This is a genomic window from Pseudomonas sp. 22490, assembly GCF_052044465.1.
Taxonomy (GTDB): domain Bacteria; phylum Pseudomonadota; class Gammaproteobacteria; order Pseudomonadales; family Pseudomonadaceae; genus Pseudomonas; species Pseudomonas aeruginosa.
In genome coordinates this window covers 14,610-29,416 of record NZ_JBQENS010000029.1, presented here as the reverse complement: position 1 = coordinate 29,416, position 14,807 = coordinate 14,610, and the positions used below count along the sequence as shown (strand labels likewise).

Genomic DNA, 14,807 nt, shown 5'->3' with positions numbered 1-14,807 from the left:
AAACAAATCACGGAGTAAGAGAATGATCAGAATGGCGCTCAAGCCACTGGTAGCGGCCTGCCTGCTGGCTTCGCTGTCCACCGCCCCGCAGGCTGCTCCTTCGCCCTATTCGACGCTGGTGGTGTTCGGCGACAGCCTCAGCGATGCCGGGCAGTTCCCCGATCCTGCCGGCCCCGCCGGAAGCACCTCGCGTTTCACCAACCGGGTCGGCCCGACCTACCAGAACGGCAGCGGCGAGATCTTCGGACCGACCGCGCCCATGCTGCTCGGCAATCAGCTCGGCATCGCCCCGGGCGACCTGGCTGCCTCGACCTCGCCGGTCAACGCCCAGCAGGGCATCGCCGACGGCAACAACTGGGCGGTGGGCGGCTACCGGACCGACCAGATCTACGACTCGATCACCGCGGCCAACGGCTCGCTGATCGAGCGCGACAATACCCTCCTGCGCAGCCGCGATGGCTACCTGGTGGACCGTGCCCGCCAGGGCCTGGGTGCCGATCCGAACGCGTTGTACTACATCACCGGCGGCGGCAACGACTTCCTCCAGGGGCGCATCCTCAACGACGTCCAGGCACAACAGGCCGCCGGTCGCCTGGTGGATAGCGTGCAGGCCCTGCAGCAGGCCGGCGCGCGCTACATCGTGGTCTGGCTGTTGCCCGACCTGGGCCTGACCCCGGCTACCTTCGGTGGTCCCTTGCAGCCTTTCGCCAGCCAACTCAGCGGCACGTTCAACGCCGAGCTGACCGCCCAGTTGAGCCAGGCCGGCGCCAACGTCATTCCGTTGAACATCCCGCTGCTGCTCAAGGAAGGCATGGCCAACCCGGCTTCCTTCGGCCTGGCCGCCGACCAGAACCTGATCGGCACCTGTTTCAGCGGCAACGGCTGCACCATGAACCCGACCTACGGGATCAACGGCAGCACGCCCGACCCGAGCAAACTGCTGTTCAATGACAGCGTGCACCCGACCATCACCGGCCAGCGCCTGATCGCCGACTACACCTATTCGCTGCTGTCGGCGCCCTGGGAGTTGACCCTGCTGCCGGAAATGGCCCACGGCACCCTGCGTGCCTACCAGGACGAACTGCGCAGCCAGTGGCAGGCGGACTGGGAGAACTGGCAGAACGTCGGCCAGTGGCGCGGCTTCGTCGGCGGCGGTGGCCAGCGCCTGGACTTCGACTCCCAGGACAGCGCCGCCAGCGGCGACGGCAATGGCTACAACCTGACCCTTGGCGGCAGCTACCGCATCGACGAGGCCTGGCGCGCCGGGGTCGCCGCCGGTTTCTACCGGCAGAAGCTGGAAGCCGGCGCCAAGGATTCCGACTACCGGATGGACAGCTACATGGCCAGCGCCTTCGTGCAGTACCAGGAAAACCGCTGGTGGGCCGACGCGGCGTTGACCGGCGGCTACCTCGACTACGACGACCTGAAGCGCAAGTTCGCCCTGGGCGGCGGCGAGCGCAGCGAGAAAGGCGACACCAACGGCCACCTGTGGGCGTTCAGCGCGCGCCTGGGCTACGACATCGCCCAGCAGGCCGACAGTCCCTGGCACCTGTCGCCGTTCGTCAGCGCCGACTATGCACGGGTCGAGGTCGACGGCTATTCCGAGAAGGGCGCCAGCGCCAGCGCGCTCGACTACGACGACCAGAAGCGCAGCTCGAAGCGCCTGGGCGCCGGCCTGCAAGGCAAGTACGCGTTCGGCAGCGATACCCAGCTGTTCGCCGAGTACGCCCACGAACGCGAGTACGAGGACGACACCCAGGACCTGACCATGTCCCTCAACAGCCTGCCGGGCAATCGCTTCACCCTCGAAGGCTACACCCCGCAGGACCACCTCAACCGCGTCTCCCTCGGCTTCAGCCAGAAGCTGGCACCGGAGCTGTCGCTGCGCGGCGGCTACAACTGGCGCAAGGGCGAGGACGATACCCAGCAGAGCGTCAGCCTGGCGCTGAGCCTGGACTTCTGAGGTAGCGGCGACCGGCGCCCGGGCGGCGCCGGTCGCGTTTCTCGCCGACGGAACGAACGGCGCGCGCCGGCATCAAGAGAGTAGTACCCCGCTGTTACTCGCCGCCCGGTCGACCGCCATACACTGCCGATCCGTTTCGTTCGAGGGAATCGCCCGATGAGTTTCAACACCGAAGTACAGCCCGGCATCTGCATGGAGCCGGACGCCATCACCCAGGAATACGTGTTCAACCACACCATGTTGCGGGTCAAGGATCCGAAGCGCTCGCTCGACTTCTACTCGCGGGTGCTCGGCATGCGCCTGCTGCGTCGCCTGGATTTCGAGGAAGGCCGCTTCTCCCTGTATTTCCTCGCCATGACCCGTGGCGAAGAAGTGCCTGATGCGGTCGACGAGCGCCAGCGATATACCTTCGGGCGCCAGTCGGTCCTCGAGCTGACCCACAACTGGGGCAGCGAGAGCGACGACAGCCAGTACCACAACGGCAACCAGGACCCGCGCGGGTTCGGCCATATCTGTTTCTCGGTGCCCGACCTGGTGGCGGCTTGCGAGCGTTTCGAAACGCTCGGGGTGAACTTCGTCAAGCCGTTGGACCGAGGCATGAAGAACGTGGCCTTCATCAGCGATCCCGACGGCTACTGGGTGGAAATCGTCCAGGCCAGCCTGAACGGCGAGATGGGGCGCGGCTGACGACCGTCGATCGGTTGCGCGCCGCGGAAATGAACCGCGCCGCCGCCGCCGATCTCCAACCGGCGGTTGCGCGGAGTCAAGCGTGACCGCCAATTCCGCGTTAAACTGCGCGGGTTTTTTCCTCTCTCCGGAGCCATCCATGTCCCGCGTTACCCTGAGCCGCTATCTGATCGAGCAGACCCGCAGCCACAACACCCCGGCCGACCTGCGCTTCCTCATCGAGGTCGTGGCGCGTGCCTGCAAGGAAATCAGCCATGCGGTGTCCAAGGGCGCGCTGGGCGGCGTGCTCGGCAGCATGGGCACCGAGAACGTGCAGGGCGAGGTGCAGAAGAAGCTGGACGTGATGTCCAACGAGATCCTGCTGGAAGCCAACGAATGGGCCGGCAACCTGGCCGGCATGGCCTCCGAGGAGATGGACCACCCCTACCAGATTCCGGGGCGCTATCCGAAAGGCGCCTACCTGTTGGTCTTCGACCCGCTGGACGGCTCCAGCAACATCGACGTCAACGTCTCGGTCGGCACCATCTTCTCGGTGCTGCGCTGCCCCAACGAGTACCTGAACCAGAACGATACCCTGCGCGAGGAAGCCTTCCTCCAGCCGGGCACCACCCAGGTCGCCGCCGGCTACGCCATCTACGGCCCGCAGACCATGCTGATGCTGACCCTCGGCAATGGCGTCAAGGGCTTCACCCTGGATCGCGAGCTGGGCAGCTTCGTCCTCACCCACGACAACATCAGCGTGCCGGAAAGCACCGCCGAGTTCGCCATCAACATGTCCAACCAGCGCCACTGGGAAGCGCCGGTGAAACGCTACGTGGAAGAACTGCTGGCCGGCAAGGAAGGCCCGCTGGGCAAGAACTACAACATGCGCTGGATCGCCTCGATGGTCGCCGACGTCCACCGCATCCTGACCCGTGGCGGCGTCTTCATGTACCCGCGCGACGCCCGCGAGCCGGAGAAGCCCGGCAAGCTGCGCCTGATGTACGAAGCCAACCCGATGTCGTTCATCATCGAGCAGGCCGGCGGCGCCGCCACCAACGGCACCCAGCGCATCCTCGACATCAAGCCGGAGAACCTGCACCAGCGTGTCGCGGTGTTCCTCGGCTCGAAGCAGGAAGTCGAGCGCATCACCGGCTACCACGCGGAGTAGGCCGATGAGCGCGCCCTGGGAGACCTTGCTCGACTGGTGGTTCGGCACCTCCAGCGACGCCGCCGAGGTGGTTGCCCAGCGCAACGGCCTGTGGTTCGGCAAGAACGTCTGCCAGGACGCCGATGCCGGCGGCCGTTTCGGCGACCTGGTGAACCAGGCGCTGGACGGCGGCTTGCAGGAGTGGACGGCCGAGGCCGATGGCTGGCTGGCGCTGATCCTGTTGCTCGACCAGTTGCCGCGGATGATCTACCGCGACACGCCGCGCGCCTACGCCGGCGACGCCCGGGCGCAACGGGTGGTGCGCGAGGGCCTGGAAAAAGGCTTCGACCGCCAGTTGCCGCCGGTGCGCCGGGTGTTCGCCTACCTGGTCCTGGAGCACGCCGAGGACCTGCCCAGCCAGGAGCGGGCGGTAGCCTGCTTCCGCGACCTGCGCGATCAGGTCGGTGGCAGCGTGCGCAAGCCCTTCGACGATTTCTACGACTATGCCGAGCGGCATCATGCGGTAGTCGCCCGCTTCGGTCGCTTTCCCCATCGCAACGCCATTCTCGGCCGCCCCTCCAGCGAGGAGGAGACGGCGTTCCTCAGGGAACCCGGTTCGCGTTTCTGACTCCAAGGCTCCGGATTTCCCCCGCGTGTGCCAAGCTGTAGGGCAGCGCTTCCCCCGAACAAGGAGTTCCTCATGGCGTCGTTCCGTACCCTGGCCGTGGTCGCTTTCTGCGTCGTCCTGGCCGCCTGCAGCAAGATCAACCAGGAAAACTATTCCAAGCTCAAGGCCGGCATGAGCAAGGCCGAGGTCGAGGCGATCCTCGGCAAGCCCACCGAGTGCTCCGGCGCGCTGGGCATGTCCAGTTGCACCTGGGGCGACGAGAAGGCTTTCATCAGCGTGCAGTACGCGGCCGACAAGGCGCTGCTCTTCTCCGGCCAGGGGCTCAAGTGATCGGTCTGCCGATCCGGGTGCTCTGCACCCTGTGGCTGGGCTTGCTGCTGGTCGGTTGCGCGGGCTCGCCGAAGAATCCGCCGGCCACCGAGCAGGTCGACCTCCAGCGCTACCAGGGCACCTGGTACGAACTGGCGCGCTTGCCGATGTTCTTCCAGCGCAACTGCGCGCAATCGGAGGCGCATTACCGCTTGCAGGAAGACCAGAGCATCCAGGTGATCAATCGCTGCCTGACCCTGGATGGCGACTGGGAGCAGGTGGAGGGGCGGGCAGTCGCCCAGCAGCCGGGTCGCACCGACAAGTTGTGGGTGCGCTTCGACAACTGGTTCGCCAATCTCTTCCCCAACGTGGCGCGCGGCGACTATTGGGTGCTGGCGGTGGACGACGACTACCGTACCGCGCTGGTGGGCAATCCGAACCGTGAATACCTGTGGCTGCTGTCGCGTACCCCGCAGGTTTCGCAGCAGACCCGCGAGCGTCTGCTGGAAGAAGCGCGCAGCCGCGGTTACGCGGTGGACGAGCTGATCTGGCGGGTACCCGACGGCCAGTTGAAGCGGAGCCAGTGAAGGAACGCCCCGCCGGGGCGTTTTTTCTTTCCAGCGCCGTTCACGCCTGGCGGCTGGCGTGGGAAGTATCGGCGTTTAGCGCCCGACGGCTCGAACGAGTGGGGCGGATAAGCGCAACGCGGTTGTCCGCCGCTGTGCAGGGTCAGTCGAGCAGTTCCCCCAGCACCTGGACGAATGCCCGTGCGCTGCGCTCTTCCCCTGCATGCCGGCCGTCGCGCACCACCCATCTGCCGGCCACCATCACGTCGCGCACCTGGCGGTCGCCGCCGGCGAACAGCCAGCGGTTGAGCAGGGCGTCGCCCTCGGCGCTGGCCAGGTAGGGGTCGTTGCCGTCGAGCACCAGCAGGTCGGCGCGACGGCCCACGGCGAGACTACCGATCGGCTGCCCAAGGGCCTGGGCGCCGCCAGCCAGAGCAGCGTCGTAGAGCGTGCGGCCGATCATCGGCTGGTCGTCGCGGTACAGCCGGTTGCGTTTCCGGTCGCGCAGGCGCTGGCCGTATTCCAGCCAGCGGAGTTCCTCGACCACGCTGAGCGAGACGTGGCTGTCCGAGCCGATGCCCAGGCGCCCGCCCTGGGCGAGGAAGTCCGTCGCCGGGAAGATGCCGTCGCCGAGGTTGGCCTCGGTGCTCAGGCACAGGCCGGCCACCGCGCCGCTACGCGCCATCGCCGCCACCTCGGCGGGGTCGGCGTGGGTCGCATGGACCAGGCACCAGCGCTGGTCGACCGCGACGTTCTCGTACAGCCATTGCAACGGCCGGCGTCCGCTCCAGGCCAGGCAGTCGTCGACTTCCTTCTGCTGTTCGGCGATATGGATGTGGACCGGCAGGTCGTCGTGGCCGGCGGCGAGGACCGTGGCGATCTGCTGCGGAGTCACCGCGCGCAGGGAGTGGAAGCACAGGCCCAGGGAGTGGCCTGCCGCCTCCAGCGGCGCGCGCAGGCGCTGGAGCAGTTCCAGGTAGGCCTCGCTGCCATTGATGAAGCGCCGCTGGCCCTCGCTGGCCGGCTGGCCGCCGAAGCCTGCGTGACTGTAAAGCACGGGCAGCAGGGTCAGGCCGATACCTGTGGCGCTGGCGGCGCGGGAGATGCGCAGGGAAAGTTCGGCGGGGTCGGCGTAGGAGCGGCCGTCGAGGTCGTGATGGACGTAGTGGAATTCCGCCACCGCGGTGTAGCCGGCCTTGAGCATCTCGATGTAGAGCTGGCAGGCGATGACCTCGATCTGTTCCGGCGACAGTCGAGCGACCATCCGGTACATCAGCTCGCGCCAGGTCCAGAAACTGTCGTTGGGATTGCCGGCGACTTCGGCGAGCCCGGCCATGGCGCGCTGGAACGCGTGCGAATGGAGGTTGGGCATCCCCGGCAGCACGGCGCCGCCGAGGCGTTCGGCGCCGTCGGCGTTGGCGTCGGGACGAATCCCGGCGAGGACTCCGTCCGCGGAAATCTCGAAACGGACATTTCGCGCCCAGCCTTCCGGCAGCAACGCACGTTCAGCGAAAATTGCGGACATAATCAGCTCACACGCAGTCTGTTTTATTTGTATATACATATACAGACGATTAAGCGGTGCGTAAACTCACTTCATCGACGCCTCGACAAGGAGTCTCTCCGTGACGTCCTCTTCCTCCGATCGTTCCCCGCTGGCCTCGCAACTCGGCGAGGTACCGGCGCCGCTCTACGCGCGGGTCAAGCAGATGATCGTCAGCCAGATCCAGTCGGGCGCCTGGCCGCCGCACCACCGGGTGCCGTCCGAGAGCGAACTGGTCAGCCAGCTCGGCTTCAGTCGCATGACCATCAATCGCGCCCTGCGCGAACTGACCAGCGACGGCCTGCTGGTGCGCATGCAGGGGGTAGGAACCTTCGTCGCCGAGCCCAAGGGCCAGTCGGCGCTGTTCGAGGTGCACAACATCGCCGACGAGATCGCGGCCCGCGGGCATCGCCATCGTTGCCAGGTGATCACCCTCGGCGAGGAGGTCGCCGGCCCCGAGCGCGCCCTGGCACTGGACGTGCGCGAAGGCCAGCGGGTGTTCCACTCGCTGATCGTGCACTACGAGAACGATATCCCGGTGCAGATCGAGGACCGCTACGTGAACGCCGCGGTGGCGCCGGACTACCTCAAGCAGGATTTCACCCGGCAAACGCCCTATGCCTACCTGACCCAGGTGGCGCCGCTCACCGAGGGCGAGCATGTGGTCGAGGCGATCCTCGCCGAGCCGGCCGAGTGCAAGCTGTTGCAGATCGAACGCGGCGAGCCGTGCCTGCTGATCCGCCGCCGCACATGGTCCGGGCGTGTCGCGGTGACCGCCGCGCGGCTGCTGCACCCGGGTTCCCGCCACCGTCTGGAAGGACGTTTCAGCTCATGAGCGAACTCCGCATCCTGCGCGCCGTCGACTACCCGAGAATGCCGTGGAAGAACGGCGCCGGCTCCACCGAGGAGATCGCCCGCGACGGCGGCGACGGCCTGGACGGCTTCGGCTGGCGCCTGTCGATCGCCGATGTCGGCGAGTCCGGCGGCTTCTCCCGCTTCGCCGGTTACCAGCGGATCATCAGCGTGCTGGAGGGCGGCGGCATGCGCCTGCGGGTGGATGGCGCGGAATCCGCGCCGCTACGCGCCCGGCAGGCCTTCGCTTTTTCCGGCGACAGCGAGGTGCACTGCACCCTGCTCGATGGAGCTATCCGCGACTTCAACCTGATCTATGCGCCCCAGCGCCATCGCGCGCGCCTGCAATGGCTGCGGGTCGAGGGCGAGCTGGACTGGCACGGCACGGCGAGCACGCTGCTGCTGTTCGCCCAGCAGGACGGGGTAGCGATTTCCTTGCAAGGGCAACCTCGCGGGCAACTGGCTGCCCACGACTGCCTGTGCGCCGAGGGGCTGCAGGGCTTGCAGCATTGGCGCCTGACGGCCCACGAGCCGGCGTGGGTCTGTGCGGTGGAACTCGATTCGCTGTGATTCGCCGGCGCCGCCAGGAAAAAGCGTCTACACCGAAAGGGTAGGCGCTTTTGTCTATCCAAAGAATCAAACGTTATTAATCCAATATTTTTAATGCCTATATAGTTCCGCATGCCGTCCGACTCCAACCGGGAGACCCGCATGCCCCCGCTTCGCCAGATCCTCGCCGTCCTCGCCCTGGGCGCCAGCCTCGCCAGCCAGACCGCCGTCGCGGCGGAATGCCCGTACCCGGGCAAAGTGGTGTTCGCCGGGCTGAACTGGGAAAGCGGCATGTTCACCACCGACCTGTTGCGCTACGTACTGGAAAAAGGCTACGGCTGCGAGACCGACGCGCTGCCGGGCAATACCGTGACCATGGAAAACGCCCTGCGCCAGAACGATATCCAGGTCACCGGGGAGCAATGGGCCGGGCGTAGCCCGGTGTGGCGCGCGGCGGAGGAGGCGGGCGAGGTGTTCTCCGTCGGCGAGACGGTGAAGGGCGCCACCGAGGGCTGGTGGGTGCCGGAGTACCTGGTCAAGGGCGACCCGCAACGAGGCATCGAGGCGAAGGCGCCGGAGTTGAGGTCGGTCGCCGACCTGCCGCGCTACAAGGCGCTGTTCCGCGATCCCGAGGAGCCCGCCAAGGGGCGTTTCTACAACTGCCCGACCGGCTGGACCTGCGAGATCGTCAACAGCCAGAAGCTCAAGGCCTACAGGTTGCAGGACAGCTACACGAACTTCCGCACCGGCACCGGCCCGGCGCTGGATGCGGCTATCAGTGCGGCCTTCCGGCGCGGCGAGCCGGTGCTTTTCTACTATTGGTCGCCGACTCCGTTGATGGGCCGTTTCAAGCTGGTGCAACTGGAAGAGCCGCCGTTCAGCGAGAAGGCCTGGGCCACCCTGTCCGATCCGAAGAACCCCGACCCCATCGGTTCCCGCTCGTTGCCGGCGAAGATCACCATTGGCGTTTCCCGCGATTTCCATGACAAGGCGCCGGCGTTGGTCGAGCTGTTCCGCAAGGTCGAGATCCCCTTGCCGCTGTTCAACGAGCTGCTCGCCGACATGGCGCAGAATCATCGCGAGGTCGGCGAGGTGCGTGCGCAGTTTCTTCGCCAGCATCGCGAAATCTGGAGCCACTGGGTGCCGGCCGAAGTCGCCGCGCGCCTCGATACCTCCCTGAAGTAAGCCTCGCCAGCCTTCATGGCGCACTACCTGAGCGGGCGTCAGCGCACCCTGGTGCGGCGGCTCCAGGATACCTTCCAGGCGCGCAGCGAATGGCCGACCTGGCTGCTGGTCGCCTGCCTGTACGGCGGTTGGGCACTGCTCGCGAGCCAGTATGAGCGCTGGGGTTGGCCGGTACTGGCGGGACTGGTGCCGTTCGCCTCCCTCTACATGTCGTTGCAGCATGAGCTGATCCATGGCCACCCGACCCGCTGGCCGAGGTTCAACGCCATGCTCGGCTACCTGCCACTGGCCGTCTGGTATCCCTATCCGCTGTACCGTGACAGCCACTTGCGGCACCACCTCGACGAGCAACTGACCTACCCGGGGCTGGACCCCGAGAGTCGCTACGTCAGTCTGTCCGAGTGGCCGCGCCTGGGCTCCTGGCGGCGGCGCTGGCTCTGCCTGGACAAGACCCTGCTCGGTCGCGCCACCCTCGGCCCGCTGCTGGCCCTGGCGGCGATGGCGCGCCTGGAAGGTTCGCGGTTGCGCCGGGGAGAGGGTGCCGCCTGGCGCCTGTGGGGCCTGCATGCCGTGCTGCTGGGCGGGTTGCTGGCCGGGCTTTGGCGCTGGGCGGGCATCCCGCCCTGGCTGTACCTGCCGGCGGTGGCCTATCCGGCCCTCGGCCTGAGCATGCTGCGCTCTTTCTACGAGCACCGTCCGGCCCGCGAGCCGGCGCAGCGCAGCGTGCTGGTCGAGGCGGGGTGGCCGTGGCGGCTGCTGTTCCTCAACAACAACCTGCATCTGGTCCACCACGATCTGCCGGGCCTGCCCTGGTACCTGCTGCCGCGCGTGTATAGCGCAAGCCGCCGTGCCTACCGGCGACGCAGTGGCGATTTCCACCTGCCCGGCTATGGTCGTCTATGGCGGCGCCACGGTTGGCGGCCAGTGGATGCGCCGGTGCATCCCGAGCATTGAAGGCAGGCGGACGAGAGCATGATCGATACCCCGGTGGTGGCGGCGCTGGACATGTATGTCGAGCCGGACTGCGTCAGGCAGGCCGGCGCAACCTTCATCGGCGAGGTCTGCCGGCGCCTGGGCGTGCGCCGTTACGCGTCGGCCGCCACCGATCTGGCGGTGCAGTGGCGACAGCCTAACCTGTTGTTCGCGCAGACCTGCGGCTATCCGCTGATGACCCAGTTGCGCGGCCAGGTGGCGGTGCTCGCGGTGCCCAGCTACGACTTGCCCGATTGTGCTCCCGGCGAGCATTGCAGCCTGTTCGTCGCCGCCGAAGGACAGGCGCGCCAGCGCCTCGGCGACTTCCGCAATACCCGCCTGGCGCTCAACGACCACGACTCCAACAGCGGCATGAACCTGCTGCGCCATGCGCTGGCGCCGCTGGGGCGAGACTCGGCGTTCTTCGCCGAGGTGCACATCAGCGGCGGCCACCTGCGCAGCCTGGCGATGGTGGCCGCGGGTGAGGTCGAGCTGACCTCGGTGGATGCAGTGACCTTCGGCTACCTGCAACGCCACGCACCGGAGCGCCTGGACGGCCTGCGCGTGCTCGGGCGCAGCGCGCCGAGCCCGGCCTTGCCGCTGATCACCTCGCTGCACTGGAGTGCGGCGCAACGCCGCGAGCTGTTCGAAGCGCTGAACCTGACGCTGATCGAGTGCCCGCACCTGGCCGCGACACTGGCGCTGAAAAGCTTCCTCCCGGCCGGCGAGGAGCATTACCGGATTCTCCTCGACTACGAGCGTCAGGCGCAGGGCTGGGGTTACCCGCAATTGCGCTGAACGGTGTTACCGAAGGCCCCAAACCGGTGCGCGCACGCTTCGATCACGTGCACCCAGGGCCGTTCCGGCAGGCTCCTTCTCCCGGGGGAGAGGCTACCTTCGCTAATTCTTAACTACAGAAAAATCAACGGGTTGAATGAAATTCACGGGAATGTGGAGATATCGCCGGAGGGCGTGGCGGCAGAATTGGCCCTTCCTTTGCTTATACTTGTATGTACAAGCATAGATGTGTTCGGTAGACCCAGCCCGACCTCTGCTTCGTCCCCGAATTCAGGCGCACCCTCGCCGGTCGCCGCCCGTTGAACGCCACGCCCAGGAGCCTGCCGTGACCACCCCGAGCAAATTCCGCGATATTGAAATCCGCGCCCCGCGCGGCACTACGCTGACCGCCAAGAGCTGGCTGACCGAAGCGCCGCTGCGCATGCTGATGAACAACCTCGACCCGGAGGTCGCGGAGAACCCCAGGGAACTGGTGGTTTACGGCGGCATCGGCCGTGCCGCGCGCAACTGGGAGTGCTACGACAGGATCGTCGAGACCCTCAAGCAACTGAACGACGACGAGACCCTGCTGGTACAGTCCGGCAAGCCGGTCGGCGTGTTCAAGACCCACGCCAACGCGCCGCGGGTGCTGATCGCCAACTCCAACCTGGTGCCGCACTGGGCGACCTGGGAACACTTCAACGAACTGGACGCCAAGGGCCTGGCGATGTACGGCCAGATGACCGCCGGTTCGTGGATCTACATCGGCAGCCAGGGCATCGTCCAGGGCACCTACGAAACCTTCGTCGAGGCTGGCCGCCAGCATTACGACGGCAATCTCAAGGGCCGCTGGGTGCTTACCGCCGGCCTTGGCGGCATGGGCGGCGCCCAGCCGCTGGCGGCGACCCTGGCCGGCGCCTGTTCGCTGAACATCGAGTGCCAGCAGAGCCGCATCGACTTCCGCCTGCGCAGTCGCTACGTCGACGAGCAGGCCAAGGACCTGGACGACGCCCTGGCGCGGATCCAGCGCTACACCGCCGAAGGCAAGGCCATCTCCATCGCCCTGCTGGGCAATGCCGCCGAGATCCTTCCGGAACTGGTTCGCCGCGGCGTACGCCCGGACATGGTCACCGACCAGACCAGCGCCCACGATCCACTCAACGGCTACCTGCCGGCCGGCTGGAGCTGGGAAGAGTACCGCGACCGCGCGCAGACCGACCCGGCCGCCGTGGTCAAGGCCGCCAAGCAGTCCATGGCGGTACACGTGCGGGCCATGCTGGCGTTCCAGCAGCAGGGCGTGCCGACCTTCGACTATGGCAACAACATCCGCCAGATGGCCAAGGAAGAGGGGGTGGCCAATGCCTTCGATTTCCCCGGCTTCGTCCCGGCCTACATCCGCCCGCTGTTCTGTCGCGGCATCGGTCCGTTCCGCTGGGCCGCGCTGTCGGGCGACCCGCAGGACATCTACAAGACCGACGCCAAGGTCAAGCAACTGATCCCCGACGATGCCCACCTGCACCGTTGGCTGGACATGGCCCGCGAGCGCATCAGCTTCCAGGGCCTGCCGGCGCGCATCTGCTGGGTTGGCCTGGGGCTGCGCGCCAAGCTCGGCCTGGCCTTCAACGAGATGGTGCGCAGCGGCGAGCTGTCCGCGCCGATCGTCATCGGCCGCGACCACCTCGACTCCGGCTCGGTGGCCAGCCCCAACCGCGAGACCGAGGCCATGCAGGACGGCTCCGACGCGGTGTCCGACTGGCCGCTGCTGAATGCCCTGCTGAATACCGCCAGCGGCGCCACCTGGGTCTCGCTGCACCACGGCGGCGGCGTAGGCATGGGCTTCTCCCAGCACTCCGGGATGGTGATCGTCTGCGACGGTAGCGACGAGGCCGCCGAACGCATCGCCCGCGTGCTGACCAACGACCCGGGTACCGGGGTGATGCGGCACGCCGACGCCGGCTACCAGGTCGCCATCGATTGCGCGAAGGAGCAGGGCCTGAACCTGCCGATGATCACCGCCCAGCGCTGACCTCGAAAACCGCCTCCACGCCGGCGGGGCGTGGGGGCGGCCGCCCACTGTCCCGACCAGGCCACAACAAGAATGGCGGCGCGCGAGCCGCAGCGGAGTACAGCAGCATGACCCAGGGCAGCGACAGCAAGCCACTGATCGAACGGCGCTCGATCGACTACATCCCGGCGAACGAGCGCCACGGCCGCCTCTACAGCCAGTTCACCCTCTGGCTGGGGGCCAACCTGCAGATCACCGCCATCGTCACCGGCGCCCTCGCCGTGGTCCTCGGCGGCGACGTGTTCTGGTCGCTGGTCGGCCTGCTCATCGGCCAGCTCCTCGGCGGCGCGGTGATGGCCCTGCACGCCGCGCAGGGGCCGCGCCTGGGGCTGCCGCAGATGATTTCCAGCCGGGTGCAGTTCGGCGTCTACGGCGCCTGCATCCCGATCGCACTGGTGTGCCTGATGTACCTGGGCTTCACCGCCACCGGCACGGTGCTTTCCGGCCAGGCCATCGGCCAGCTCACCGGGCTCAGCGACAGCACCGGGATCTTCATCTTCGCCGCCTTCATCGTCCTGGTGACGGTGCTCGGCTATCGCGTCATCCACATCATCGGGCGGATCGCCAGCGTCCTCGGCATCATCGCCTTCGCCTACCTGTTCAGCCGCCTGATGCTGCTCAGCGACATCGGCGACCTGCTCGCCATCCGCCATTTCAGCTGGGCCTCGTTCCTCCTCGCGGTGTCGCTGGCGGCGTCCTGGCAGATCGCCTTCGGCCCCTACGTGGCCGACTATTCACGCTACCTGCCGGCGTCCACCTCGTCGTGGAAGACCTTCCTCGCCGTCGGCCTCGGCTCGGTGCTCGGCGCCCAGGCCTCGATGGTCCTCGGGGTGTTCTCCGCAGCCCTGGCCAACGGCCAGTTCGCCGGCCGCGAGGTGGCCTACATCGTCGGCCTGGGCAGCAGCGGGACCGTCGCCGCGCTGCTCTACTTCAGCATCGCCTTCGGCAAGGTGACCATTTCCACGCTGAACTCCTACGGCAGCTTCATGTGCATCGCGACCATCATCAGCAGCGTACGCGGCCAACTGGAGATCACCCGCGTGCAACGCCTGTTCTTCGTCCTCGCGATCGTCGGCGCCTCGACGCTCATCGCGCTGCTCGGCCAGCACTCGTTCCTCGCTGCGTTCAAGTCCTTCATCCTGTTCCTGCTGACCTTCTTCACCCCGTGGAGCGCGGTGAACCTGGTCGACTACTACTTCATCACCCGCGAGCGCTATGACGTGCCCGCGCTGGCCGACCCCGACGGCCGCTACGGTCGCTGGAACCTGCCGGGAATCGCCGTCTATACCCTCGGCGTGCTGGTGCAGATGCCGTTCCTGGCGACCACGCTGTACACCGGACCGATGGTCGAGCACCTCGGCGGCGTGGATATCTCCTGGATCATCGGCTTGCTGGTGCCGGCGGTCCTCTACTACCTGGTGGCGCGGCGCAAGGCCACGCGCCAGGCCCCGGCGCGAATGATCCTGCCGGCCGATCCCGGCGCCTTCGAACATCCCGCGCACGGGGCCTGAGACGAATTTCCAGGGCGGCGCGGCCGCCTTCAATCCCATGAAACGCCGCCGGCGGACGGCGCTGCCGAGCC

The 14,807-nt window shown here is 67.1% G+C and carries 14 protein-coding genes; 13 read left to right on the top strand and 1 reads right to left on the bottom strand.

The features are described 5' to 3' along the window. Positions 1–22 precede the first annotated feature (22 nt). The 6 genes from estA to ACTJJX_RS26435 all read left to right on the top strand — a co-directional run bounded on the left by estA (position 23) and on the right by ACTJJX_RS26435 (position 5,303). Positions 23–1,963, top strand: coding sequence for an esterase EstA (gene estA / locus ACTJJX_RS26460; RefSeq protein ID WP_016852224.1), 1,941 nt, complete (start codon positions 23–25; stop codon positions 1,961–1,963). 156 nt (positions 1,964–2,119) lie between these two features. Beyond that, complete coding sequence (gene gloA / locus ACTJJX_RS26455; protein WP_003101793.1) at positions 2,120–2,650, top strand: lactoylglutathione lyase; 531 nt, start codon at positions 2,120–2,122, stop codon at positions 2,648–2,650. A 139-nt stretch (positions 2,651–2,789) separates the two neighbouring features. Beyond that, positions 2,790–3,800: a class 1 fructose-bisphosphatase gene (locus ACTJJX_RS26450; protein WP_003095990.1), complete on the top strand. Its 1,011-nt coding sequence runs from the start codon at positions 2,790–2,792 to the stop codon at positions 3,798–3,800. Between the two features lie 4 nt (positions 3,801–3,804). Continuing rightward, the gene (locus ACTJJX_RS26445; RefSeq protein ID WP_003101790.1) at positions 3,805–4,407 is read left to right on the top strand and encodes a DUF924 family protein; all 603 of its coding nucleotides are present in this window, start codon (positions 3,805–3,807) and stop codon (positions 4,405–4,407) included. A 72-nt stretch (positions 4,408–4,479) separates the two neighbouring features. Then, complete coding sequence (gene bamE, locus ACTJJX_RS26440; RefSeq protein ID WP_003095983.1) at positions 4,480–4,737, top strand: outer membrane protein assembly factor BamE domain-containing protein; 258 nt, start codon at positions 4,480–4,482, stop codon at positions 4,735–4,737. Then, positions 4,734–5,303, top strand: coding sequence for a lipocalin family protein (locus ACTJJX_RS26435; protein WP_003095980.1), 570 nt, complete (start codon positions 4,734–4,736; stop codon positions 5,301–5,303). Before bamE ends, ACTJJX_RS26435 begins: the two co-directional genes overlap by 4 nt. A 142-nt stretch (positions 5,304–5,445) precedes the next feature. Here the strand turns inward: ACTJJX_RS26435 and ACTJJX_RS26430 are convergent, their stop codons facing one another. Continuing rightward, positions 5,446–6,807, bottom strand: coding sequence for a formimidoylglutamate deiminase (locus ACTJJX_RS26430; protein WP_003101785.1), 1,362 nt, complete (start codon positions 6,805–6,807; stop codon positions 5,446–5,448). A 100-nt stretch (positions 6,808–6,907) separates the two neighbouring features. Here ACTJJX_RS26430 and hutC point away from each other — a divergent pair, with 100 nt between their 5' ends. From hutC to ACTJJX_RS26395, 7 genes are all read left to right on the top strand, one after another. Next, positions 6,908–7,660 carry a histidine utilization repressor gene (gene hutC, locus ACTJJX_RS26425; protein WP_003095970.1) on the top strand — a complete coding sequence of 251 codons (753 nt, stop codon included), beginning with the start codon at positions 6,908–6,910 and terminating at the stop codon, positions 7,658–7,660. Next, the gene (locus ACTJJX_RS26420) at positions 7,657–8,247 is read left to right on the top strand and encodes a HutD/Ves family protein (RefSeq protein WP_003121232.1); all 591 of its coding nucleotides are present in this window, start codon (positions 7,657–7,659) and stop codon (positions 8,245–8,247) included. The genes hutC and ACTJJX_RS26420 overlap by 4 nt, the downstream gene beginning before the upstream one ends. 141 nt (positions 8,248–8,388) lie before the next feature. Beyond that, positions 8,389–9,411: an ABC transporter substrate-binding protein gene (locus ACTJJX_RS26415; RefSeq protein WP_003101766.1), complete on the top strand. Its 1,023-nt coding sequence runs from the start codon at positions 8,389–8,391 to the stop codon at positions 9,409–9,411. 15 nt (positions 9,412–9,426) lie between these two features. Next, entirely contained in the window at positions 9,427–10,365 is a 939-nt protein-coding gene (locus tag ACTJJX_RS26410) for a fatty acid desaturase (protein ID WP_016852223.1), read from the top strand. 18 nt (positions 10,366–10,383) lie between these two features. Then, positions 10,384–11,181, top strand: a complete 798-nt coding sequence (locus ACTJJX_RS26405; protein WP_003114463.1) for a phosphate/phosphite/phosphonate ABC transporter substrate-binding protein — start codon at positions 10,384–10,386, stop codon at positions 11,179–11,181. Between the two features lie 325 nt (positions 11,182–11,506). Further along, positions 11,507–13,186, top strand: a complete 1,680-nt coding sequence (hutU, locus tag ACTJJX_RS26400; RefSeq protein WP_003095958.1) for a urocanate hydratase — start codon at positions 11,507–11,509, stop codon at positions 13,184–13,186. Between the two features lie 107 nt (positions 13,187–13,293). After that, positions 13,294–14,736, top strand: coding sequence for a purine-cytosine permease family protein (locus tag ACTJJX_RS26395; RefSeq protein WP_016852222.1), 1,443 nt, complete (start codon positions 13,294–13,296; stop codon positions 14,734–14,736). Positions 14,737–14,807 lie beyond the last annotated feature (71 nt).

Excerpts from the sequence above, each read along its gene's own strand:
- ACTJJX_RS26445 (WP_003101790.1), top strand. The coding sequence starts at position 3,805 with ATGAGCGCGCCCTGGGAGACCTTGCTCGACTGGTGGTTCGGCACCTCC.
- gloA (WP_003101793.1), top strand. The coding sequence starts at position 2,120 with ATGAGTTTCAACACCGAAGTACAGCCCGGCATCTGCATGGAGCCGGAC.
- ACTJJX_RS26450 (WP_003095990.1), top strand. The coding sequence starts at position 2,790 with ATGTCCCGCGTTACCCTGAGCCGCTATCTGATCGAGCAGACCCGCAGC.
- bamE (WP_003095983.1), top strand. The coding sequence starts at position 4,480 with ATGGCGTCGTTCCGTACCCTGGCCGTGGTCGCTTTCTGCGTCGTCCTG.
- ACTJJX_RS26405 (WP_003114463.1), top strand. The coding sequence starts at position 10,384 with ATGATCGATACCCCGGTGGTGGCGGCGCTGGACATGTATGTCGAGCCG.
- ACTJJX_RS26410 (WP_016852223.1), top strand. The coding sequence starts at position 9,427 with ATGGCGCACTACCTGAGCGGGCGTCAGCGCACCCTGGTGCGGCGGCTC.
- estA (WP_016852224.1), top strand. The coding sequence starts at position 23 with ATGATCAGAATGGCGCTCAAGCCACTGGTAGCGGCCTGCCTGCTGGCT.
- ACTJJX_RS26395 (WP_016852222.1), top strand. The coding sequence starts at position 13,294 with ATGACCCAGGGCAGCGACAGCAAGCCACTGATCGAACGGCGCTCGATC.
- ACTJJX_RS26415 (WP_003101766.1), top strand. The coding sequence starts at position 8,389 with ATGCCCCCGCTTCGCCAGATCCTCGCCGTCCTCGCCCTGGGCGCCAGC.
- ACTJJX_RS26420 (WP_003121232.1), top strand. The coding sequence starts at position 7,657 with ATGAGCGAACTCCGCATCCTGCGCGCCGTCGACTACCCGAGAATGCCG.
- ACTJJX_RS26430 (WP_003101785.1), bottom strand. The coding sequence starts at position 6,807 with ATGTCCGCAATTTTCGCTGAACGTGCGTTGCTGCCGGAAGGCTGGGCG.